Annotated in this window: 21 protein-coding genes and 2 tRNA genes; 11 read left to right on the top strand and 12 right to left on the bottom strand. The window is 57.0% G+C overall.

Going from position 1 to position 22066, the window contains the following annotated elements:
• Positions 1-33: 33 nt before the first annotated feature.
• The 3 genes from nadR to serB all read right to left on the bottom strand — a co-directional run bounded on the left by nadR (position 34) and on the right by serB (position 3724).
• Positions 34-1275: a multifunctional transcriptional regulator/nicotinamide-nucleotide adenylyltransferase/ribosylnicotinamide kinase NadR gene (gene nadR / locus RT657_RS05570; RefSeq protein WP_313652995.1), complete on the bottom strand. Its 1242-nt coding sequence runs from the start codon at positions 1273-1275 to the stop codon at positions 34-36.
• 75 nt (positions 1276-1350) lie between these two features.
• Entirely contained in the window at positions 1351-2733 is a 1383-nt protein-coding gene (radA, locus tag RT657_RS05565; protein ID WP_313652994.1) for a DNA repair protein RadA, read from the bottom strand.
• A gap of 13 nt (positions 2734-2746) precedes the next feature.
• Positions 2747-3724, bottom strand: coding sequence for a phosphoserine phosphatase (gene serB, locus RT657_RS05560; protein WP_313652992.1), 978 nt, complete (start codon positions 3722-3724; stop codon positions 2747-2749).
• A 107-nt stretch (positions 3725-3831) separates the two neighbouring features.
• Between serB and RT657_RS05555 the strand changes: the two genes are divergently transcribed.
• Positions 3832-4482, top strand: coding sequence for a YtjB family periplasmic protein (locus RT657_RS05555; RefSeq protein ID WP_313652991.1), 651 nt, complete (start codon positions 3832-3834; stop codon positions 4480-4482).
• 79 nt (positions 4483-4561) lie between these two features.
• On the opposite strand, the gene yjjG is transcribed toward RT657_RS05555, so the two are convergent.
• From yjjG to RT657_RS05540, 3 genes are read right to left on the bottom strand one after another with little or no spacing between them, the layout of a single operon-like run.
• A complete protein-coding gene (yjjG, locus tag RT657_RS05550; protein WP_313652990.1) occupies positions 4562-5242 on the bottom strand; it encodes a pyrimidine 5'-nucleotidase in 681 nt (226 codons plus the stop codon).
• 18 nt (positions 5243-5260) lie between these two features.
• Positions 5261-5701, bottom strand: coding sequence for a ribosomal protein S18-alanine N-acetyltransferase (gene rimI / locus RT657_RS05545; RefSeq protein WP_313652989.1), 441 nt, complete (start codon positions 5699-5701; stop codon positions 5261-5263).
• A complete protein-coding gene (locus RT657_RS05540) occupies positions 5673-6083 on the bottom strand; it encodes a DNA polymerase III subunit psi (protein WP_313652988.1) in 411 nt (136 codons plus the stop codon). Before RT657_RS05540 ends, rimI begins: the two co-directional genes overlap by 29 nt.
• 106 nt (positions 6084-6189) lie before the next feature.
• On the opposite strand from RT657_RS05540, the gene rsmC reads away from it, so the two are divergent.
• From rsmC to RT657_RS05525, 3 genes are all read left to right on the top strand, one after another.
• Complete coding sequence (gene rsmC / locus RT657_RS05535; protein WP_313652987.1) at positions 6190-7221, top strand: 16S rRNA (guanine(1207)-N(2))-methyltransferase RsmC; 1032 nt, start codon at positions 6190-6192, stop codon at positions 7219-7221.
• A 151-nt stretch (positions 7222-7372) separates the two neighbouring features.
• Positions 7373-7459: transfer RNA gene (locus RT657_RS05530), tRNA-Leu, on the top strand.
• Between the two features lie 30 nt (positions 7460-7489).
• Positions 7490-7576 (top strand) — tRNA-Leu (locus tag RT657_RS05525).
• A 122-nt stretch (positions 7577-7698) separates the two neighbouring features.
• Here RT657_RS05525 and RT657_RS05520 read toward each other — a convergent pair.
• Positions 7699-7983 carry a DUF1435 domain-containing protein gene (locus RT657_RS05520; protein WP_313652986.1) on the bottom strand — a complete coding sequence of 95 codons (285 nt, stop codon included), beginning with the start codon at positions 7981-7983 and terminating at the stop codon, positions 7699-7701.
• Positions 7984-8203: 220 nt separating this feature from the next.
• Here RT657_RS05520 and RT657_RS05515 point away from each other — a divergent pair, with 220 nt between their 5' ends.
• The 3 genes from RT657_RS05515 to RT657_RS05505 all read left to right on the top strand — a co-directional run bounded on the left by RT657_RS05515 (position 8204) and on the right by RT657_RS05505 (position 10837).
• On the top strand, positions 8204-9301 hold the full coding sequence (locus RT657_RS05515) for a diguanylate cyclase (RefSeq protein WP_313652985.1): 1098 nt from the start codon (positions 8204-8206) through the stop codon (positions 9299-9301).
• A gap of 182 nt (positions 9302-9483) precedes the next feature.
• Entirely contained in the window at positions 9484-10278 is a 795-nt protein-coding gene (gene fhuF / locus RT657_RS05510; protein ID WP_313652983.1) for a siderophore-iron reductase FhuF, read from the top strand.
• Between the two features lie 94 nt (positions 10279-10372).
• Positions 10373-10837: a YbaK/EbsC family protein gene (locus RT657_RS05505; protein ID WP_313652982.1), complete on the top strand. Its 465-nt coding sequence runs from the start codon at positions 10373-10375 to the stop codon at positions 10835-10837.
• A gap of 141 nt (positions 10838-10978) precedes the next feature.
• Here the strand turns inward: RT657_RS05505 and RT657_RS05500 are convergent, their stop codons facing one another.
• The 3 genes from RT657_RS05500 to RT657_RS05490 form a co-directional block, all read right to left on the bottom strand.
• Positions 10979-11965, bottom strand: coding sequence for a nucleoside hydrolase (locus RT657_RS05500; RefSeq protein WP_313652981.1), 987 nt, complete (start codon positions 11963-11965; stop codon positions 10979-10981).
• An 11-nt stretch (positions 11966-11976) separates the two neighbouring features.
• The gene (locus tag RT657_RS05495; protein ID WP_313652980.1) at positions 11977-12999 is read right to left on the bottom strand and encodes a LacI family DNA-binding transcriptional regulator; all 1023 of its coding nucleotides are present in this window, start codon (positions 12997-12999) and stop codon (positions 11977-11979) included.
• Positions 13000-13086: 87 nt separating this feature from the next.
• Positions 13087-14475, bottom strand: coding sequence for an MFS transporter (locus tag RT657_RS05490; RefSeq protein WP_313652979.1), 1389 nt, complete (start codon positions 14473-14475; stop codon positions 13087-13089).
• A gap of 584 nt (positions 14476-15059) precedes the next feature.
• Here RT657_RS05490 and RT657_RS05485 point away from each other — a divergent pair.
• On the top strand, positions 15060-15614 hold the full coding sequence (locus RT657_RS05485) for a histidine phosphatase family protein (RefSeq protein WP_313652978.1): 555 nt from the start codon (positions 15060-15062) through the stop codon (positions 15612-15614).
• Here the strand turns inward: RT657_RS05485 and RT657_RS05480 are convergent.
• Complete coding sequence (locus RT657_RS05480) at positions 15596-16561, bottom strand: WD40 repeat domain-containing protein (RefSeq protein ID WP_313652976.1); 966 nt, start codon at positions 16559-16561, stop codon at positions 15596-15598. The genes RT657_RS05485 and RT657_RS05480 overlap by 19 nt on opposite strands.
• 504 nt (positions 16562-17065) lie before the next feature.
• On the opposite strand from RT657_RS05480, the gene RT657_RS05475 reads away from it, so the two are divergent.
• Positions 17066-18079: a capsular polysaccharide synthesis protein gene (locus RT657_RS05475; RefSeq protein ID WP_313652975.1), complete on the top strand. Its 1014-nt coding sequence runs from the start codon at positions 17066-17068 to the stop codon at positions 18077-18079.
• Here RT657_RS05475 and RT657_RS05470 read toward each other — a convergent pair.
• Positions 18056-18973 (bottom strand): LysR family transcriptional regulator, encoded by a 918-nt coding sequence (locus RT657_RS05470; protein WP_313652974.1) that lies wholly within the window; start codon positions 18971-18973, stop codon positions 18056-18058. The genes RT657_RS05475 and RT657_RS05470 overlap by 24 nt on opposite strands.
• Positions 18974-19072: 99 nt before the next feature.
• Between RT657_RS05470 and RT657_RS05465 the strand changes: the two genes are divergently transcribed.
• Both RT657_RS05465 and opgB read left to right on the top strand, forming a co-directional pair.
• Positions 19073-19462 carry a tautomerase family protein gene (locus tag RT657_RS05465; RefSeq protein WP_313652972.1) on the top strand — a complete coding sequence of 130 codons (390 nt, stop codon included), beginning with the start codon at positions 19073-19075 and terminating at the stop codon, positions 19460-19462.
• Positions 19463-19684: 222 nt separating this feature from the next.
• Positions 19685-21976 carry a phosphatidylglycerol--membrane-oligosaccharide glycerophosphotransferase gene (gene opgB, locus RT657_RS05460; protein ID WP_313652971.1) on the top strand — a complete coding sequence of 764 codons (2292 nt, stop codon included), beginning with the start codon at positions 19685-19687 and terminating at the stop codon, positions 21974-21976.
• Positions 21977-22066 lie beyond the last annotated feature (90 nt).

The raw sequence follows: 22066 nt of genomic DNA, 5'->3' as shown, positions 1-22066 counted from the left end.
GCTGCCAGGTGGCAGACCGGATCACCGCAGGCGTTACGGCTGGGCGTTTTTCTCGCCCAGCATCGCCTTCACCAGCTCAATGCAGCGCAGGAAGCGGGTATCATAGTCATCTTCCTGGACGTGCAGAAAATCGATGTTATTTTCCCGCAGCATCGTCACCAGCATCGACTGAAACTCCCGACGATCCACCGAACTGCCCAGACTGCGCAACCCATCGGCAACCCAGGGCACGTTGTTTTCCAGCAGAATCACCAGATCAAAGCGATATTCATCGATCAGCGCCTGCACAAAGGGATGTTCACGCCCCTCATACTTCAGGCAGAACGCCTGCGTAGTCACGAAATCGGTGTCGATAAACGCCACTTTGTTGGCATATTTAACGGCAAAATCGATGTACTGCGCCTGCCCCAGTGCGATCTTGTCGTAATCCGAATATTGCAGCGCCATCTCGTCGCCGCCCAGATGGGAGAAGACGTAGTCGCGGCCATACTCCCAGGCGCTGGTGGTATTGAAGATATTGGCGAGCTTATTGACCAGTGTCGATTTGCCGCTGGATTCGCCACCGAGGATCGCCACGGTGCGGACAAAGAACGGTTTTACTTCGGTGGGAATGTAGTCCCAGAAGCGGAACGGATCCTGACGGATCTGCGCGCCGCTGATGCTCATAAAGGATCGGCTGGGATCGACCAGCACGGTCTGAATCCCCAGATGCTGCTGATACATCTCGGCATCGGGCGCTTCACTGGTGTAGATACAGTCCGCCAGTATCCCCTGTTCGCTGAGGAATGCACTGACGCCCCGGCTCCAGACATCCCAGCCGTGCGGATAGGGTTCAATCCCCTCTTCATTAAAAGCGTGGATGCGGATATTTTTCTGATACTTGAAGGTCTGCAGCAGCCAGCGCAGACGATCGCTGACCGTCGGCTGCTGGGACATTGCGCTGTTCTCAAACAGTTCACGGTCGCGCGGCTCGTCGTAGCCCATGATGATATGCAGCTCATCCACCTGGCTGCAGGCGCGCTGGATCAGATAGATATGGCCGGTGTGCAACGGATAGAACTTACCGAATATCACCCCTATCCGTTTATCGCGGCGCGGAAACTCCAGGCCCAGAAAGCGGTGCAGCGCCTCCAGCTTCTGGGCGCTGGGGCTTTTGATTTTGGCATTGAGCAACTGGCTCAGATAGCCTTTCGTCATGCCGCTGGCATCAGCGACCTGTTGCAGCGTGTGACCCTGCTGGCGGATGGCCGTTCTCAGATATTCAAACGACGACATGTCGTGCCTCCTGCATCGGTGCGGTTAAGGTGGGAGCGGCCTGTCACGCATTCAGAATGCCAGGCCGCAGGCGCGTTACAGTTCGTCCAGAATGGCCAGCGCATCGGCCAGCTTCTTCACACTAAATACCTGCATTCCGGCAATCGGTTTTTTCGGCGCATTACCGGCAGGCACAATCGCGCGTCTGAAGCCGTGCTTCGCCGCCTCAGAGATACGTTCCTGACCGCTGGGCACCGGGCGGATTTCACCGGCCAGCCCGACTTCGCCGAAGATCACCAGATCCTGCGGCAGCGGACGGTCGCGCAGACTCGACACCATCGACAGCATCAGCGCCAGGTCCGCACCGGTTTCGGTGACTTTGACGCCGCCGACGACGTTGACGAACACATCCTGGTCCGCCATCTGCAGCCCACCGTGACGATGCAGCACCGCCAGCAGAATCGCCAGACGGTTCTGTTCCAGCCCCACTGCCACGCGGCGCGGATTGCCCATCATCGAGTGATCAACCAGCGCCTGAATCTCCACCAGCAGCGGTCGCGTCCCCTCCCACAGTACCATTACGGAGCTGCCGGAGGTAATCTCTTCGCCGCGCGACAGAAAGATCGCTGACGGGTTGCTGACTTCGCGCATGCCCTGCTCCGTCATGGCAAATACGCCCAGCTCGTTGACCGCACCGAAACGGTTTTTATGACTGCGCAGGGTGCGGAAGCGGGAATCGGCATCGCCATCCAGCAGAACCGAACAGTCGATGCAGTGCTCCAGCACTTTCGGACCCGCCAGCGAGCCATCTTTGGTGACATGGCCGACCATGATGATGGCGACACCGCGCGTTTTGGCAAAGCGCGTCAGATAGGCGGCGGTTTCACGCACCTGGGCGACGCTGCCGGGTGACGACTGGATCTCTGCCATGTGCATCACCTGGATCGAGTCAATCACCATCAGTTGCGGCTGCTCCTGCTCGGCGATCAGGCAGATCTGTTCAATGCTGGTTTCCGACAGCATATTCACATTTTCGGTGGGCAATCCCAGACGATGGGCGCGCATCGCCACCTGCTGCAGTGACTCTTCACCGGTCACGTAGAGGGTTTTCATCCCCTCTGACAACCGGCACATCACCTGCAGCAGCAGCGTCGATTTACCGGCGCCGGGGCTGCCGCCAATCAGGATGGCGCTGCCCGGTACTACGCCGCCGCCCAGCACCCGGTCAAACTCTTTAAAGGTGGTTGAGAAACGCGGCAGCGCCTCCAGGCTGATTTCAGAGAGTTTCTGAACCCGGCTGGTGCCGGCGCTGCCGGCGTAACCGCTCAGGCGCTCATTGCGCGCAGCCGCGGGCGAGGCGGCGATGCGCACCTCGGTGATGGTGTTCCAGGCGTGACAGGCGCTGCATTGCCCCTGCCAGCGTGGGTAATCTGCGCCACATTCGTTACAGACAAATGCGCGTTTTGCCGCTTTGGCCAAATCAATACCTCAGTTAACGCTCTTCGTGGATCAGGCTGCCGGTCAGGATGCAGAACACCCCCATGAGATCGGCATGACGAATGGTGACCGCAGTCTGCTCATTCACCTTAGGTTTAGCATGAAACGCAATGCCCAGTGCTGCGGCTTTGATCATCAGCAGGTCATTGGCACCATCGCCGATCGCCACTGTCTGTTCCGGCGCAATGTTAAAACGCTGCGCCAGCTTCTTCAGGGTATCGGCTTTGTATTGTGCGTCGACAATCGGCCCCAGCACCTTGCCGGTCAGTCTGCCGTCGCGAATCTCAAGCTCATTAGCCGCCACCGCAGACAGATGCAGCCTGTCACGCAGATATTCGGCGTAGTAGGTAAAGCCGCCGGAGGCGATGGCAACCTGCCAGCCCAGCGCCTGTAGTTTCTGCGTCAGCGTCGTCAGCCCCGGCATCAGCGGCAGGTTATCACGCACCTGCTTCAGGATATTGGCGTCTGCGCCCTGCAGGGTTGCGACGCGCTGGCGCAGGCTGGCGGCGAAGTCGAGTTCCCCGCGCATTGCGCGCTCCGTGACGTCCGCCACCTGCTCGCCGCAGCCCGCCAGTTTTGCGATCTCGTCGATGCATTCGATCTGAATGGCGGTGGAGTCCATATCCATTACCAGCAGGCCCGGCGCTTTGAGCCACGGGATTTTACCCAGCGGCGCCACGTCCAGCCCGGCATCGTGCGCCAGCTTGCTGGCAAACGGCGTCAGCGATCCCGCCAGGCGAATCACCTGATACTCATCGACATTCCAGGCGCTGACGATCACCATCGCGGCACCCAGCTGATGCTGATAATCAGTCAGGCGCTGCTTATCCAGCCCGCGGCCATACAGCAGCCAGCCGGTGCGGCCAGCGCGATAATCCAGCGGCATCACTTCATCACCGCTAAGAGAAAGGGGCAAACCCGGCCAGAGAGAGACATCGGCGGGAAGATCGCACCAGGTTAAACGATTTGGCATCACAGCTCCTGTAGGGACAACAAAACCACGCAAGAGGCTACCTTGTCTGCGCCGCTTCTGGCAACATAATCTCCAGGCTTTCTGTTGTGATATGACCCGGATGATTAATGGCTAAAACCGCACTGAAATTTCGCTTGCATCGAACCGTGATCGTGCTCATCTCGATGGCGCTGCTGGTCGTCCTGATGCAGGGCGCTTCCTGGTTCAGTCTGGGTCATCAGACGGCACGCTCTGAGCAGGTTGAGGAGCTGGCGCATACCCTCACCAGTCAGGTGGCATTCAGCCTTAAGCCGTTGATGGACAACAGTGAAAACAACCGTAATCAGATCGAGGCGATTCTGAACCAGATGACGGCAAACAGCCGTATTCTGGATGCGTCAGTCTACGACGGCGACGGCAGCCTGGTGGCCCACAGCGGCGAAAATATCAACGTCCGCGATCGGCTGGCGCTCGACGGTCAGCGTGCGGGCAGCTATTTCAATCATCAGATCGTGCAGCCGCTGGCCGGAGACGAGGGTCCGCTGGGCTTTCTGCGCGTAACGCTCGACACCCATGTGCTGGTCACTGATTCACATCAGGTCGATAACACCACCAATATTCTGCGCCTGATGATGCTGCTGGCGCTGGCCATCGGCATTATCCTCTCCCGTACTCTGCTGCGTCATCGCCGGACCCGCTGGCAGCAGTCGCCGTTTCTGCTGACCGCCAGCACGCCGGTGAAAGAGGATCGTGACGACGACGACGAGAAGAAAGCGTAGCGCGCTGGCACTGCGATCATGATAAACAAAAAGGCCCGCATAGCGGGCCTTTTTGATCGCAAGGTGCGTGCGTCGCCGGTCAGCCGATCAGCAACGCTCCCAGCTCCGCCAGCGATTTCACCTGCCAGGTCGGTTTAATCTGTTCCGGCAGCGGCCGGGTGCCATGATCGAGCCAGCAGGTTTTCAGCCCCGCATTCATGCCACCCAGAATGTCCGATTCCGGGGTATCACCTACCATCAGCACCCGCTGGCGATCCGGATTACCCATCTGTTCCAGCGCATAATCAAAAATCGCTGCCGCCGGTTTGGGCACCCCGACCTGCTCAGAGATCACCAGCGCCGAAAAGTAATCGCGGAAACCGGTGCGCTCCAGACGGATCTGCTGCAGCGCGGTGAAACCGTTGGTGATGATGCCCATCTTCACCCGCCCATGCAGCTGGTTCATCAGGCTGACTGCGCCCGGCAACGGTGTGCAGATCTCGCCCATTGCACTGAGGAAACCGCTGTTGAGGATCTCAGGGGCGACGCTGAGCTTTTCGCTCCAGTGATTAAAACGCTGCGTCTGCAACTGTAACGCCGAAATCGTGCCGTTCTGATAATCGACCCAGAGCGGCTTGTTTATTGCCTGATAGTCGTTGTAGTCCTGGTCGGTGAACTGCACATCGTAACCCGCGAACAGGCGCTGCAGACCGGCGAACGCGTCGAAATGAAAAAGGGTATCGTCTGCATCAAACAGGATGCAATCCCAGTGTTCTGACATGAAAACTCCTCTATGCGGCTACAGCGTCAGCGCCATCAGAATGGCATCTTCACGGCCGCTGGCAGTGGGATAATAGTTGGGACGACGACTGACCTGATTGAAGCCAAGCTGCTCATAGAGCGCGATAGCGGGCAGATTTGAGGCCCGCACTTCCAGCCACAGCGTCAGCACATTGCGTTCGATCAACGCCGCAATCAGATGCTGCAATAGCTGGCGGCCTAATCCCCGACGCTGAAACGCAGGATCGACCGCAATATTGAACAGAGAGGCTTCGTCGAGGACCACCTGGGTAATGGCGAACGCGGCCATTTTGTCGCCGACGTCAAGTCGCAGATTGAGGAAACGTTCGCCCTGATTGCTGGCGAAGGTCTGCTCACGCCAGGGAAATGCGTGGCTGCGGCACTCAATGGCAAAGGCTTCCGCCAGATCGTCAGGGGTGAGGAAAGAGATGGCTGTCATGGTTACACATCTGTTGCCAGAGCGCGCGTCTGGCGACGCCGCTGCTGATCAGTTCATTAAAAGAGGCACTGCTCAGTGCCACGCCATTGAAGGTCTGTTCGCTCTCAACACCCAGCAGCCAGCCCGCGCAGTTCAGCGTTTCCGGCAGCATCTGCAGCTGATCCGGCGTGACGGTCATCACCTCAGCAGGCTGCAGATGGAGGGCATGCAGCACGTCGCGCATCAGCGGCTCTTCCAGACCGGGCGGCACCTCAGCGACAATGATTAACTTCGTGTCCGGGGCCAGCGTGACGGCAATTTCGCCCTGAAGCACGCGCGGGCGGCGCAGTTGATACTGCGTAATTCCCATTTGCTGTAAAAGCCAGTCGCGCCTGGACGTCATGGTGTTACCTGTTCTGCTGCCTGATTGCGACGCTATGCTAGCAAACCCATCGAACATGCGCCAACAAAGCACTATAATCCCCGCTCAGATCTTACAGGAGCCCCACATGTCTGCTTTTTCCCCGGCCAGCGAAGTTATTCTGCGCCACAGTGATGAATTTACCGCCCGCCATGTCTTATTTGCTGGCGATCTGCAGGATGACCTGCCCGCTCAGCTGGAAACCGCCTCGTCGCGTGTGCATACCCAGCAGTATCATCACTGGCAAAACCTCAGCCGTCGTATGGGCGAGCAGGCGCGTTACGGCATGGTGGCGCAGGCGGAAGATGTGCAGGGGTGCGATACGCTGATCTACTTCTGGACGAAGAATAAGCCGGAAGTACAGTTCCAGCTGCAGAACCTGCTGTCACTGCTGCCGGTAGGCTGCGACGTATTCGTGGTCGGTGAAAACCGCAGCGGCGTGCGCAGTGCCGAAGGTATGGCGGCGTCATGGGTGAAACTGGAGAAAATCGACAGCGCCCGTCGCTGTGGGCTCTACCATGGTCGCCTCGACAAACAGCCTGAGTTTGATGCCAGCAGCTTTGGTCATCAGTATCAGCTGGATGATCTGACGATTCACACCCTGCCTGGCGTCTTCAGCCGTGACGGTCTGGACAGCGGCAGTGCCCTGCTGCTCTCGACCTTTGCCCCGCACACCAAAGGTAAAGTGCTGGATATGGGCTGTGGCGCGGGCGTGATGGCCGCTTCGCTGTCTGCCGTTTCACCGAAAGTCCGTCTGTGGCTGTGCGACGTGCACGCGGCAGCGATTGAAGCGAGTAAAGCGACGCTGGCGGCCAACGGCATTGAGGGCGAGGTTTTTGCCAGCAACGTCTTCTCTGATGTCACCGGCCGTTTCGACATGATTATTTCTAACCCGCCTTTCCATGAAGGGACGCAGACCAGCCTCGATGCGGCGCAGGCGCTGATCCGGGGTGCGGTGAAACATCTGAACACCGGCGGTGAGCTGCGTATCGTGGCCAACACCTTCCTGCCCTACCCTCAGGTGCTGGATGAAACCTTTGGCAGCCACGAAGTCATTGCCCAGACCGGTCGCTTCAAAGTTTATCGTGCCGTCTATGGTCGTGGCGCGAAGGCGCGCTAAGCGCTTTTTTCGCCATTAATCGCACTGCCGGGCTGAAAACGTTGCTTTTTGCAGCGATCGTTTCAGCCCGATGAAATAGTTGTTGACGCAAAGAGTAAAATCTCTAGAATGCGCCTCCGTGGTTGTAACATTCTCAGGGTGTTACGGGTATGCGAAGGTGGCGGAATTGGTAGACGCGCTAGCTTCAGGTGTTAGTGTCTTAACGGACGTGAGGGTTCAAGTCCCTCTCTTCGCACCAAAATCACAGATTTCATATCGCGAGCACTGCGCGAAGGTGGCGGAATTGGTAGACGCGCTAGCTTCAGGTGTTAGTGTCTTAACGGACGTGAGGGTTCAAGTCCCTCTCTTCGCACCAGCGTTGTCATCCTCAGGTCGTTTCCGGCCGTGCTTCTCTTCCTCAGCTATTCCCTTTTACCTTTTCACCCCGCTTAGTTTTTATTGAATTGCCCTGTTTCGTTTTTCAACGCCTCTGCTGCGCTAGTTCAGCTGAAAGTTTACAGAAACCGCCGCCAGTCCGCCCGCTAACGCCAGACACGACGGCAGCAGCAGGTAATGGCGCAGACGATGGTTAAACAGCATGACGACGGTCAGCAGCAATGCTACGGTCATCACCATCCGCCACTGGCTGAAGCTGGGTTCCCATAAGGCGAACAGCGGCAGCGCGATGCAGGGCAGCAGAACGCCCCAGGCACTGTCCAGTTTTTTCCCCAGCATCCAGCTGACACCCCACAGGCCGCAGGCCGCAACAATCGCTATTCCCATGACAGAAATCCCAAATGATAAGCATTCCCATTATCATATAGCAGTTTTGCCCATGCTGCAGCGTGTTTTTGTCAGTGCCGGCACCAAAGATGACAGACCAGTTGGAAAATGCTAGATTGCGGCCGATAAGACTTTTAATAACAGCAATAATTATCTGACTGGCAGAAGCTATTCTGCCGGCTTGCGCTTTGGTATTTCAGGGTCGCCGCGAGTATTTACAATGAAATTACAATCTTATGAAGAGCTTAAACAGAGCAAATACCGGCTGTCGGTCATGCTTTTTCTTTTTCTTAATCTCGCCATTTCACTTTTTTTTCTTCTGCCAATAATTAACGTTGAAAAGCGTGATACCACCCTGCCGCTCGTCTGTATCATGGCCTTCAGCGGTATCATATTAATAACCTATTTAATCTGGCCTAAAGCAAGACTTCCCCTGTTAAATCCCGTGGCGCTGCTGCTCGGCATGCTCTGGGCCTGGCACATTAATTATCGCTTTCATCAGATATTTTATTTTGATGGGGGCTTTCTTATTATCAGCTTAATCAGTCTGTTATTTATCAGTGCGATCGCTCTCAGCGATTATCTGGCGGCTTTCTGGCTGCATGTGACACCACCGGTACTGACCGTGGTACTGCTCGATAATGCGCAACATCTGCCGCTGATTATGCTGACCATTGCCCTGCCGCTCATAGGCTTTTCGCTTCAGCATTTCATGCGCCGACGCGCCGACAATTTTACGCTGCGCCTGATGCATCAGCTTTATGAAGAGAAAGAGAGCTTCAGTGACCTCAGCATGCTCGACCCGCTGACCGGGCTCTATAACCGCCGTGGCCTGAAGAACCGGCTCGATAATATTCTGAAAAACCACGCGGGCAGTCATTATGTGCTGCTGCTGGATATCGACCACTTCAAAGCCTATAACGATAACTATGGCCATGCGATGGGCGACCAGGCGCTGGCGCGCGTCTCTGTCGCCATTCGCGATGCGGTGCGTTCACGTGATGTCGTCACCCGCTATGGCGGCGAAGAGTTTCTGGTGCTGATGACCAACGTGAACAGCTCAATTGCTCTGAAACTGGCTGAACGCATTCGCCAGTATGTGGTGGATTTAGAAATTCCTCACCTTTTCAACGAAACCGTTTCAACCCACGTCACCATCAGCGCCGGGATCGCGCCTATTTATGATGACGAGTTCGATCAAGCCGTCGCCAATGCTGACAGTGCCCTCTATGTGGCCAAAAATCAGGGGCGGAACACGATCCTTGCCTGGGAAGATCTGCCACGGAAACCGCAACAGACCGCCAGCGAACCAACCTGAATAATCACATGTCTGTCCGTTATCAGGAGATTCTGCCGTGACAGGCCCTGCCCTGTCCGCGCTGATCTCCCCCGTTATCGCCTGCGCATCCCCCTGCCAGCTGAAGATTTTTTGCACGACTTGTAGAGTTAATCAATAACGATTATCATTTGCTTTCTTATCTACACATTTCGCGAGTCGTCATGGCAACCGCTTCAGTTCAGGAACAGCGTTTCAACGCTCAGTTGATGATCTTCCGGCAGAACGACCGCCCGCTGGCGGAAAGCCTGCATGAGCAACTGCAACAGCAGCGCAGCTATCTGCTTGAATCAACGAAGTTCAGTCAGCCTGCCCCCCATGACTCGCAGACACTCGCTGCATGGTCACAGGCCGCAAACTTTACCTCGCTTATTCAGCGCTACAGCGATTATCTCTATCGCGACCATCCTGATGCGGTTCGGGAAGCGAAGCCGGTGCTGTCACTCTGGGCGCAATGGTATTTTGGCCTGCTGCTGCCGCCGTTGATCATGGCCTTGCTGCAGGAGTCCCGCGCGCTGGACTGCTCGCCTGAGCATATCCGCGTCGGCTTCCATCAGCATGGTCATCCGGCAACGTTCTGGATTGATGTACAGGAAGATGAGGAGGCGCGCTATCTGAATCCCCGGCAGCGCATTGATCGCCTGATTCAGCAGCATCTTATTCCGGTTGTGAACGGCATTACGCAGCATGGTGATATCAATGCCCGCCTGATCTGGAACAACATGGGCTACTCATTCCAGTGGTTTCTGGGTGAGCTGAAAAGCCAGATCGATGAGGCGCAGGTATTGCAGCTGGAGCAGGCACTGTTCTTCAGTCAGCGGCTGCTGGATGGCAGCGAAAATCCTCTTTACCGCACCATGATCCCACGAAACGGTGAGCTGGTCCGTCGCAGCTGTTGCCAGCGTTATCGCATTCCGGATGTCGAACAATGCGGCAACTGCACTCTGAGCGGCAGCTGAACAGAGATCATTCCCGCGAATTCTCCGTTTATCTCGTTTACAGGCACTGAGGCTTGTGGCAATTTTTACGCCTTCGATCAGCCTGGAGAGAAAGATGAGTCTGGAGTCCGTGCGCCAGTTCTTCGCCGAACACGCCCCTGAAATTGAAATTATTGAACTGGCCGGGAGTACCGCAACGGTCGCCATGGCTGCCCGCGCCCACGGCGTGACGCCGGGAGAGATTGCGAAAACGCTGTCATTGAAAGTAAAAAACGATGTGGTGCTGATTGTGACACGCGGTGATGCCCGACTGGATAACCGCAAACTGAAAGCGGCGCTCGGCGCGAAGGCGCGGATGCTCAGCGTTGATGAAGTGATCAACTGGACCGGCCATCCGGTGGGCGGCGTCTGTCCTTTTGGTCTGGAAAATCCGCTGACCGTCTACTGCGATGTTTCACTGCGCAGTTTCGACGAAGTTTTGCCTGCTGCGGGTGCGATCCACAGCGCCGTTCGCATTTCGCCACAGCAGATGGCTGAACTGACCAACGCCCGCTGGATCGACGTCTGCGAGGCGATCTGAACCCGGACTTCTCCTGCCCTTTCTGCCTGCGCCGCTACGCCGCTGACCGCCAGATGCATGGCTCCGACAAACGGAGCCGCGCTGCGGGCCCAGGCCCGATCCGGTGCGGCCCGTCATCCGGTTTATCTGCTCTGCGAGGCGTTACATTTTCAGGCGCTTAAATGCCTCTTCGATAATCGACAGCAGCAGTGCGTTATCAACCCGATGCAGTACATGTACCGAAGCACCGCACGCTTCAGGTACGCCTACCGTCAGCCGGAGCGGCTGACGGTAACGCCAGCTTTTGCCGCGCGTTGCACCCGGTCGCAGTTCGATATCAACCTGGTAATCAATGCCTGATGCCACCCGCTGATTCAGCAGCCAGGCGACCACCAGCGCATCATGGATCCAGCATCCCTCAAGCTGTCGGGTCGCTATTGAATAGTCGATCCAGGGCCGCAGCGTATCGCGTATAAACGCGGTCAGCGGATGGTTCACCGCGGTCAGGCGGGTCAAATCCTGCTGAGTGAGCAGCGTCTGCGTCGTGACATCCATTGGCACCAGCGTGACGGCGGCGCCACTGTGCAACACCTGATACGCCGCCTCGGGGTCCAGGCCAAAGTTGGTATCTTTGATGTAATCATCCAGCGCAAACACGCCGCCCATAATCACAATCTCGGCGACCGATTCAGCCATCGCGGGATAACGCTGCATTGCCAGCGCCACATTAGTCAGCGGACCAATCGCGACCAGGGTAATCTCCCCCGGATTATCGCAAATCAGTCTGCCGATAGCGTCGGCGGCATCAAAGGCATCGGCCGTCAGTGCCGCGGGCGGTGGCACATCCTGCCAGAGTGAACTGAGCGCAAGCTGATTTACCCGGTTATCCAGCGTCTCGCGCCAGGGCGCAGGATCTTCCTGAAGTGCGCGCGTCTCGCCCTGAACGACCGGGATGGCTAATCCCAGCCGGACAATCAGATCTTTCGCAACGCGCGCGCCCACCTCACTGGGCGTATTACCGGCTACGGTGGTGATTAATTCCAGCGACAGTCCGGGTGACGCTAAGGCCAGCGCAATCGCCAGCCCATCATCGGTGTTGGCACCAGCAATCCCATTGCCGGGATCGCAATCAATAATAATTCTTTTCATGTTCTTATAGTTTAACTCTGACTTTGCGGCTGACAGCCGCATGATTCACCGATTTCAAGATAATGTGGAAACTCCTTTAGCTGGGCTTCGCTCTGTCCCTCTTTCAGCATTTGAATGGCGGAGCGGGCCATCTCACGCAGTGGCTGGCGTACGGTCGTTAATGTCGGCACGTGAAATGACGAGTGATTGGTGCCGTTGAAGCAGACCAGCGCCACATCCTGAGGCACCCGGATCTGATGTTCGGAAAAGGCGCGCAGCGCGCCAATCGCCTGACCCTCATTGCTGGCAAACAGTGCACGAGGCACGCAGCGTTTGGCAATCATGATCTGAGCCGCGGCGTATCCCCCCTGTGGGGTATAGCTGGCCGGAAATATCAGCGACTCATCGATAGGCAGACCGCGCTCCTGCATGGCATCGCGCCAGCCCTGAATACGATCCTGCGCGTTGAGCATCTCCAGCGGGCCACTGATGATGCCGACCTGCTGATAGCCATGGCTCAGCAGATGCGCCGTCACCTGCCAGGCCGCCTGACGCTCATTGACCCGCAGCATATTCACGCCGGGTTGCGGTTCAACCCGCTCCAGCATGACCAGTGGCGTTCCGCTGGCTTTAATCAGATCGATATAGGGATGGCGATCTACACTGTTGTAAAACAGGCCGTCAACCTGCCGGTTCAGCAGCCCCTGGATTAATTCCAGCTCGCGCCTGCGATCGTCCCCTGCATCCCCTAACAGCATGACGTGACCGTGATTCATCGACTCCTGCAACAACACGTGTGCCATGGAGGCGACAAAAGGATTACTGATGTTAGGCACCACCAGGCCAAAGGTTTTGGTGTTACCGGAGGCCAGCGCGCGGGCAGCCGCATTCGGCCGGTAGCCGGTTGCTTTTATCGCTTCCAGTACGCGCTGACGGGTCGCTTCAGCGACCGGGCGTGGTCCGTTATTAATGACATAACTGACGACTGCCACTGACGTGCCTGCCGCTTTCGCCACTTCACTGCGGGTCACTTTTCCCGTTAACGACTTAGGCACATCACGTTCCTCCATAAAAAAAACAGGCCGCGTTACACGGCCTGCTGCTTTTCACCCGATTCCGACAGATGGCCTGCTCAGACCAGTCTAGATGGCATCTTCAGGCAGGTTGAGATTTCGCCCTCGTGTTTCGGGCGCAACAAAGGTGGTAAAAAATCCAATAGCGGCCATTGCCGAGAAGTAGACCGCAATGGGCCACCAGTGTCCGGTATAAGAGAGCATAGCAGCGGCAATCAGCGGTGCCGTGCCGCCGGATAAAATCGAGCCCAGCTCTTTCGCCACCGCCATTTTGGTATAACGGTGGTGTACGCCGAACATCTCGACGCCCCAGGCCGCCTGCACACCAAAGATGCCCAGCGACGCCAGCGCCATGCCGGCTACAATAACCGGGATCACCACCATCGGCTCACGCGTGTCCAGCAGCGTAAAAGCGGGCCAGGCGTAGATCATCAGTAACAGACAGAACACCCGGTAGACGATCCGGCGACCAAAGCGATCCGACAGCCAGCCCGCAAAAGGAATGATCAGAAAACCGAGCAGGGACGCCAGGAATACCGCGGTGGTCGGCACCGACTTGTCGACCAGCAGCACTTTGGCGACGTAACCCACCATAAAGCCCTGGGCCAGATAAGAGGGGCCATTCTCACCTATACGCAGGCCCACCATCGTCCAGAATGCCCGGGTGCGCTGAAAGAAAGGGCGCTCATCGGTCAGCGGCGCGGCCAGTACGTCCGCCCGTTCCGCTTCCATTTCCGCTTTTCTGCGTTCAAAGACCGGCGTTTCGCGCAGGTGGCGCCGAATCCACAGCGCAGCCAGCGCAATCAGGGCGCTGCTGAGGAAAGGAATACGCCAGCCCCATGCCAGCAGACTCTGCTGGTCCATCTGTACCACCAGCAGCCAGACCAGCGAGGCCAGCAGCGTACCGCTGTTGGAGCCCAGCGCGATCACGGAAGAGACCAGCCCGCGACGCGCGGTTGGGGCATATTCTCCCAGCATCACCGTGCCGCCTGAAAGCTCAGCACCCGCGCCAAAACCCTGCGTAAAACGCAGCAGTACCAGACAGGCAGGTGCCCAGACACCGATGGCGGCATAGCCCGGGATTAAACCGATAAAGGTGGTGGAGGCGCCCATCAGAATAATGGTGGTGATCATCACCACCCTGCGGCCCTTACGGTCGCCAAGCCAGCCGAAAAAGAGCGCGCCAATGGGCCGGGCGATAAACCCGACTGACCATGTCGCAAAGCTCGAAAGCAGCGCCATCGCGGGTGTCGATTCCGGAAAGAAAACATCGCCAAAGATGATACCGGCAGCCAGACCATAGAGCGCGAAATCCGCATACTCCATTGCCGTTCCCAGCCAGCATGAGAAGGTGGCGCGCCAGAAATCTTTGCGGCCAGAAGAGGTATTAAACCGCTCATCGGCGGCTGAAGGTGAAGAGAGTGATGCCTGCTGCTTAACGGAGTTGTGTGCCGTCATAATCCTGTCCCTGAATGCCTGTGCAGATCGATAAACGCCCCTCCATGGGTCGATTCCCTAATCAAAGCGGAATTCCCACAATGAGGACGTTCAGTTGACTAACCATGATGAAAGGTTAAAGGATTCCCTGGTGTTGGAATCATATTCATCGCCCCGTTTCGCCGATGTTTTTTTCACCGGTCGCTTAAACTGAACAAATGTAACTTAACCATCAATGGAGCCGACTGTGCATCAGGCACCGTGAGCAATCACTGGGGACCTAGTGTATCTACGCGCGTAGATAAATCAAGAGATCCAGACGAAAATTGTTAGTAAAACTTCACAATAACTTCCCGTCACCATATATTTTTATCGCAAATTCAGGCAGTTAACTGCTCCTCATCGCATAAAAAAAGATCACCCATGAGAGTAAATTACCACTTTCTCTAATCATTATGCGGCAGAAGACAGGGCCACGTTCCTTTCATCACAGTCAGTTATCGCACAGCGCCATGACCGTCTGATGACATACCCTTTTTGTACTGAAAATGGCTGCAAGAAGAAGACAATGCGTTACTCTTGGCAAAAAGCCGGACAGAGATGCGATGACAATTATTCTGATGCGACACGGTAAACCTGATCACCGGGCTACGGGCCGCCACAACGTGCAGACGCTGGCGGAGTGGTGTGAAGCTTATGATCAGTCACAGGTCAGTGACGGTCCGCCGCCACGCAGCGTGGCGATTGCACGCCAGGCCACAGTGGTAGTCTGCAGCCCCCTGCCCCGCGCGCAGTCTTCCCTGAGCCAGCTCGGCCTGCAGCCGCATGAGACTGATGCGCTGTTCAGCGAAGTCGCTGTGCCCCTGCTGCGGCGCGGCGCGATAGAGCTGCCCACGCTGTGCTGGCTGGCCCTGCTGCGCCTGCTATGGTTCTGCGGATATGCGGGTGAAGCGGAGTCACTGCACCATGCCCGCAGCCGTGCTTCGGCAGCGGCGGAGAAGCTAATCGCGCACTCAGAACGCGGCACGGTACTGCTGCTGGGACATGGCATTATGAACAAAATGATTGCGCGCGAATTACGCAAGCGCGGCTGGCAGGCGGAAAAGCATGCCAGCAGTCGTCACTGGAGCTCCGCTATCTATCACCGGCCATTTATCTGATCGCGTGGAAAATAGCCCAGCACCTCACAGCCTGTGCCGACATGCGGCGTGGCAATCACTTTACGCTGTGCCAGGTCGATTACGCTCAGCGTGCCGTCGCCCTGATTGGCAATCAGCAGCTGTTGCCTGTCGGGCGTGAAGCACCCGTCCATCGGCATCCGGCCCGTGCCGATATCGCCGAGCGGATTGAGCAGATCGTCAAACAGTGTGACCAGCGGCTCCTGGTTGCCTATCGCCACCAGTTGTTCTCCGTCTGCGCTGAAACGCACCACCTGACAGGGCTGCTGATGGCCCGGCAGCGTCAGGCGCTGACGGATACGGTGGCTCTGTCGGTCAATCACATAGAGCAGCGGTGCATCGGCGGCGCTGGCGACCAGATAGGGGTGTTTTGGCGAGGCGGCGATGCCCGCAATCGGGCCGGGCAGCAGGATCGTATCAATGACCCGTCCCTCTGCCTCACAAAGATCTACCACGGTAATGGTCGCATCTTCTTCGTTATCGGTGAACAGCTTGCGCCCGCTGGGTGACAGCGTCAGACGATGAGCACTATGTGAAGGGATCGGAATCACTTTTTCCACGCTGTCGGTCTGCGGATCGATCACTGCAACGGCTGCGCTCTGCTCACAGCAGAGATAGACCTTGCCATCCCGCCCCAGTTGTCCGCTGTGCGGGGCCCGCAGCGGCGACAGATCGATAAAGCCGCTGATTGCCCGATGCTGTAAATCGATAATGGCGACTTTGTGCCCCGGATGCGGATTATCACCGTGAACGCCGTCGCCATAGATCGGCACGTACGCTTTTCCCCACGGTGCCAGCATCAGGAGTTCATGCGGGCGTGGCGGAAAGGCATTCAGTTCCCGTTCGACGGCGAACGTTTCCGGATTCAGGAACAGGACGCGATTGCCCTGCTTATCAACCGCCAGTAACCCATAGGATTCACTCTGCATGCGTGCTCCTTTCTCAGTAAGTTCTTCTTAAGCGTAGACAATGCTCTCTGATGCTGTCCGGTTCTGCGCACTGATGAGCCACGCTTACGCCCCGTTTTAAGGCCAACGGTAGCCTGAGACGCGCACCTGCCCGCTATTCATCCCACCTGCATCAGATAATCTTCAGATATTCCTTAAACTGAACGGTTGCGGTATTTAAATAAATGGTTAACGCTGTCGATATTATTATTCGCAGAAAGTGACCGGATTATTTCCGTATTATCCTAAAGTCAAAAAAAGAGATAGCTAACGCGTAAATAATGTTTTATTAAAAAGATGCAGTGCAATTAATCCGCCGTGAGGAAACTATCGCGCGCTTTCGCACTGCGTCGCCACCAGGGAAAACTATTCAACGCTTCCCGTAATCATGGGCTTGCAGCCGATCTGCAACCCCGCACGTTTGCGCCTCTGGCGGAACGGAGAGAGCCTGCACGATAACGGGAAAATAAAAATAACAGGTGTACCATGACTTCACTTCGTCAGCGTCCGGCACATAAAATCTGGCGCAACTGGAAAAGAATCTCGTTCAGTAGCCAGATGTTATGGAATAAAAAACAGCAGAGCCGCCTTCAGGCGCCGGAATATGATCCGGGGCAGGAAAATAACGTGGTTTTAGTCGCACAACAGAAAGCATTACCGGCCATTCCCAAAATTGTCTGGATGGTATGGCATCACGATCGCCTGCCTGCCTCAATGGCACTGAACATCCGTAATATCCGGCGGGATAACCCGGACCACCAGGTCTATCTGGTGACTCAGCGCACGCTGTCGCAATGGCTGCCCGACTTCAGCCTGACCTCTTCCGATCTGACGCTGGCCCATAAAAGTGACATTATCCGGCTTGAGCTGATTCATCGCTACGGTGGCATCGGCATTGATTGCAGCACCCTGCTGTTTGAAAATCTCGCATGGGTACATCGTGCGCATGAAGCGCGTCCGATGGATCTGATTGGCTATTATCGTGAGCAGGCCACGATGAACCTGCTGGCACCCGTTATCGAGAGCTGGTTTGTTGCCGCACCCGCGCAAAATCCGTTTATTCGTGAATGGCTGAAGCAGCTGGCCCCGGTCAAAAACCTCGGTATCCGCAACTATCTCCACGAACTGAAGAAACGCGACGATTTTCCACTCATCGTGCAGAGTCTGGAGAATCCCGCCCGCCATCTGCTGGCGATGGCGCAGCAGGCCGCGATGCGGGAATACCGGCGGGCCAACCTCTATCTGCGAAAAGGCGAAGCCAGCGCCTGGTATTATCAGCGTCTCCACGCCGACAGCAGCAGCGCCTTTGCGCAGTCAGTCATGTTTCATCAGCGGCCGCAGACGCCGCCACCCATTATTAAATTAACCGGCAATGAGCGGCTGCATCTCGACTTCAATCTGCGGCTCGGCCTCTATAATCGCAGCAGCCTGATTGGGGCAATGATGCACACCGCGCCCTCTGCGCTGGCCCTGCCATCAATGGCCAAAGCGCGCGCGTAGCCAGTGCGTAAAGGTGGTGACTGCGCGCGGCACCTGCGCCGCCCAGGGTCGCACGATCCACAGGCGGGTCGCGAAGGCCTCCGCCGGCTGCCACTCGGACAGCACCCGCCGCAGAGTTCCCGCCGCCAGCGCCTCACGGGCGCTGAAATCGGGCAGCATGGCGATCCCCAGCCCCTGAAGAGCCGCATCGCGGATCGACTCGCTGTTGTTGGTGGCAAAGCTGCCCGCAATCTGTACCTGCACCGGTTCACTCTCTGCAGGCGTGACAAATCGCCAGCGTGGTGACTCCACACCACGCGGATAGTAAAGGCAGTTATGCTGCGCCAGATCCTGTGGGCGCTGCGGGACGCCCTGCGCTCTGAGATAAGCGGGTGATGCCACCAGCAACGTCTGCGTGTCACACAGCGGCAGCGCCACATGCGTTTCCGGTAGCGTGTCACTGTGCCGGATCGCCAGGTCATACCCCTCGTGACTCAGCGAGACAAGACGATCCGTGACATCCAGTTGCAGACGGACCTGAGGATAGTCACGTAAAAACTCCCCGATAAGCGGCACCAGTTGCTGACGGGCAAAGGCCACTGGCGCGGTGATACGCACCAGCCCCCGCACCGGCCCTGCCCTGTCGCGCACGCTGAAAAAACTCTGTTCGATGCGGTTAAAGGGATCACGCAGCTCTTCCACCAGCTTTTCGCCCGCCGAGGTCAGCCGGACGCTGCGCGTGGTGCGCTGCACCAGCAGCACACCGGCCTGCGCTTCCAGCTCTTTGATTTTCTGACTCATTGCCGCTTTACTGACGCCGAGCCGCTCAGCCGCACGGGTAAAGCTGCCCTGGTCGGCCAGCACGGTCAGCCAGTGCAGATGCTCCCACAGCGTATCGGTTTTCATCTCTTTCATCATTGTTCACGATTATGAATAATCAATTCAGGTTACGCGCTTTTTCCCCCCGGATAAAGTGTTCACCATAGGGTCCTTAACCCCAATGAGGAATCTGCTATGCCGCTGCTGCAATTTGATGTAATTGAAGGCCGTTCAGAATCAGAACTTCGCACTCTGCTGGATGCGGCGCACCGTGCCGTGCTGACCGCGTTTAAGGTGCCGGAACGCGATCGCTATCAGATTGTTCAGGAAAACAAGCGTTATCAGATGGTGTTTCAGGATACCGGGCTGGGATTCAGCCGCAGCGACAATCTGGTGATGGTCCGGGTCTATACCAGCCCGCGCAGCACTGAACAGAAACAGCACTTTATGGCCGAACTGGCGCGGGAGCTGCGTGAGCATTGTGGCGTCCAGGGCAATGACCTGATGATCAGCTTTATTACCAACGAAAAAGGTGACTGGAGCTTTGCCGATGGCGAAGCGCAGTATCTCACTGGCAAACTCTGAAAAGCGTCCTGATCCCCGCGCGATTGACGGTGCGCGCCAGCCACCGTCACGCCTGATAACCTCGCTTCTTATATGACCCTCAGCCAATCTGTTCATCACTGCACAAATCGGACCGGATATCTTGCAGCCCGATGACAGCCCATATAGATTGTCGAAAAACCATCCCACGAAGGTGGCTGGTTGCGCGACGCCTCGCGCAGCCTTGAGAGAGAGGATTTTCCGTTGTCCGAATTGGTGTCCGTGGCGTTATTTCTGGCCGCTATTGCAATCTATTCCTGTAAAGCCGGGCGTAATAAATTCTGGTTCATACTTGTTCTTCTGCTGCTGGTGCTATTCGTTGTCCTGAATGCCACCCTGTATGCCAGTAACTATTTTACCGGTGACGGCATTAATGATGCGGTGCTTTATACCCTTACCAACAGTCTGACCGGCGCGGGCGTCAGTAAATATGTGGTGCCGGCGATTGGCCTGATCATCGTGCTGTTTTTGCTGTTCTGCCTGCTGTCGTGGATCCTGCGGCGGCATCAGCGTCCGCATCATCTGGGCTGGTCGCTGCTGGCGGCGGCCTGCGCGCTGGGTTCGGTTCAGACGACGCCCGCCTTTCGTCAGGTCGCGACTCTGGTGGTGTCACACACCCAGCTGGCCGATTCTGACTTCGATAACTTCTATAAAGTGCCGCGCAACCACATTGAGAAGCCGCATCTCAACGTGGTTTACATCTACGGTGAGAGCCTGGAGCGCACCTATTTCGACGCCACGGCTTTCCCGGGGTTAGCGCCGGAGCTGGGCCGTCAGAAAGCGCAGAGCATCGACTTCAGCCAGACCGAACAGCTGCCGGGCACCGATTACACCATTGCGGGCATGGTCGCCTCACAGTGCGGTATCCCGCTCTTTGCGCCGTTTGACGGCAATGCATCGGCCTCGCTCTCCAGCTTCTATCCACAGAATGTCTGCCTGGGCGACATCCTGAAAAATTCAGGTTACGAAAACTGGTTTATTCAGGGTGCCGATCTGCGCTTTGCCGGTAAGGATATTTTCCTGAAATCTCACGGTTTTGATCCCAAAAACCTTTATGGCTCACAGGAGCTGAAAAGCCGCGTCGCCGATCCGACCTACCGCAACAACTGGGGCTATTACGACGACACGGTGCTGGACGAAGTCTTTGAGAAGTATCAGGAACTCTCAAAAGCCGGTAAGCCCTTTGCGCTGTTTACGCTGACCGTCGATACCCATCATCCCGACGGATTTATCTCGCGCAGCTGCAAACGCAGGAGTTACAGCATGGAGGGCAAACTCAATCAGTCCTTTAGTGCAGTCGCCTGTTCGCAGGAGCACGTTGCGCGTCTGATTGATCGCATCAAAGCGTCGCCGTGGTTCCGGAACACCGTGATCGTGGTGAGTTCGGATCATCTGGCCATGAACAATACGGCGCACCCCTGGCTGATTAAGCAGCCGCGCCGCAACCTGTTCATGGTGATCCGGGGTGACAGGCCGCAGGCGGAACTGATGGAGGCGAAGCGCAGCACGCTGGATAACGGCGCCACGCTGCTGGATATTCTCGGCGGCGACAACGCGATTGGCCTGGGTCGCAGCAGCCTTTCCTCGCTTTCGCTCTCGACCCAGTTCGACGATATGAAGAGCAAGGTGTCGAGCTGGAAGCCCGATATTATTCAGCTGTGGAACTTCCCGAAGAAGATGGACAACTTCACGATAGACAAGGCGAAGAATACCTTCAGCTTCTCCGGAACCACCTTTAAGCTGCCGATCCTGTTCCGCATCAGCGATAAACATGTTGAGCCGATGCCAGAAGGTGAATACTCCGCCCCGCTACGCTATCAGCTCGCCGATTTTGCCCGCGATGATAAATTCGTCTGGGTGGATCGCTGCTTTAAGATGGCGCGACTCTGGCAGCCTTCGCTGGCGCTCTCCGGCGATCTCTGTGTGGCGATGGGGCAGCCCGGCGGTACGCCATCGGTTACGCTCGTCGATAAACCGCAGTGGAAAGGAAAAGTGCAGTTCCCGACAGCACCCGTCACAGAAGCGCGCTACCAGCAGAATCTGGCGCAGATCCGGGTAGAAGATAACAATATTCGTTACAGCGCCGACAGCTTCAGGCTCGACGTGCCGGGCGCGCCCGAAAGCGTGAAAAGCTTCAGCGGCATCTCCCGGCCCGAGAGCTGGGGCCGCTGGTCCAACGCCAATCTCGCGCCCGAGGTACGGATCGACTATGTCGATGCGCTGCCGGCGAAGTTCGATCTGGTGATCACCGCACGCGCCTACGGCGCTAACGCACACCGGGCGATTCCGGTCCGGGTGGGCGATCAGGAGCAGCTGCTGTCGCTGGGTGAAGAGATATCCACCCAAACCCTGCATTTTGACAATCCCGGTGCCAGTCATCAGCTGGTGATTGCCCCGCCTGAACCGCAACTGAGCAACACCGGTAATATCACGGGTCAGGATCCCCGCAGACTCGGCATTGGCATGGTCGAAATTAAAATCGTACCGCAGTCTTAACGCCTTTTCGCCTCACGCCTCTGCGGACGATCGCAGAGGCGTGACGCCCTGCCTGCCGCAAACCATTGCGACGCACACTGCACGTTACCG

This window comes from Pantoea sp. (assembly GCF_032114055.1).
Classification (GTDB): Bacteria; Pseudomonadota; Gammaproteobacteria; order Enterobacterales; family Enterobacteriaceae; genus Pantoea.
This window is presented reverse-complemented; position numbering and strand designations above follow the sequence as displayed.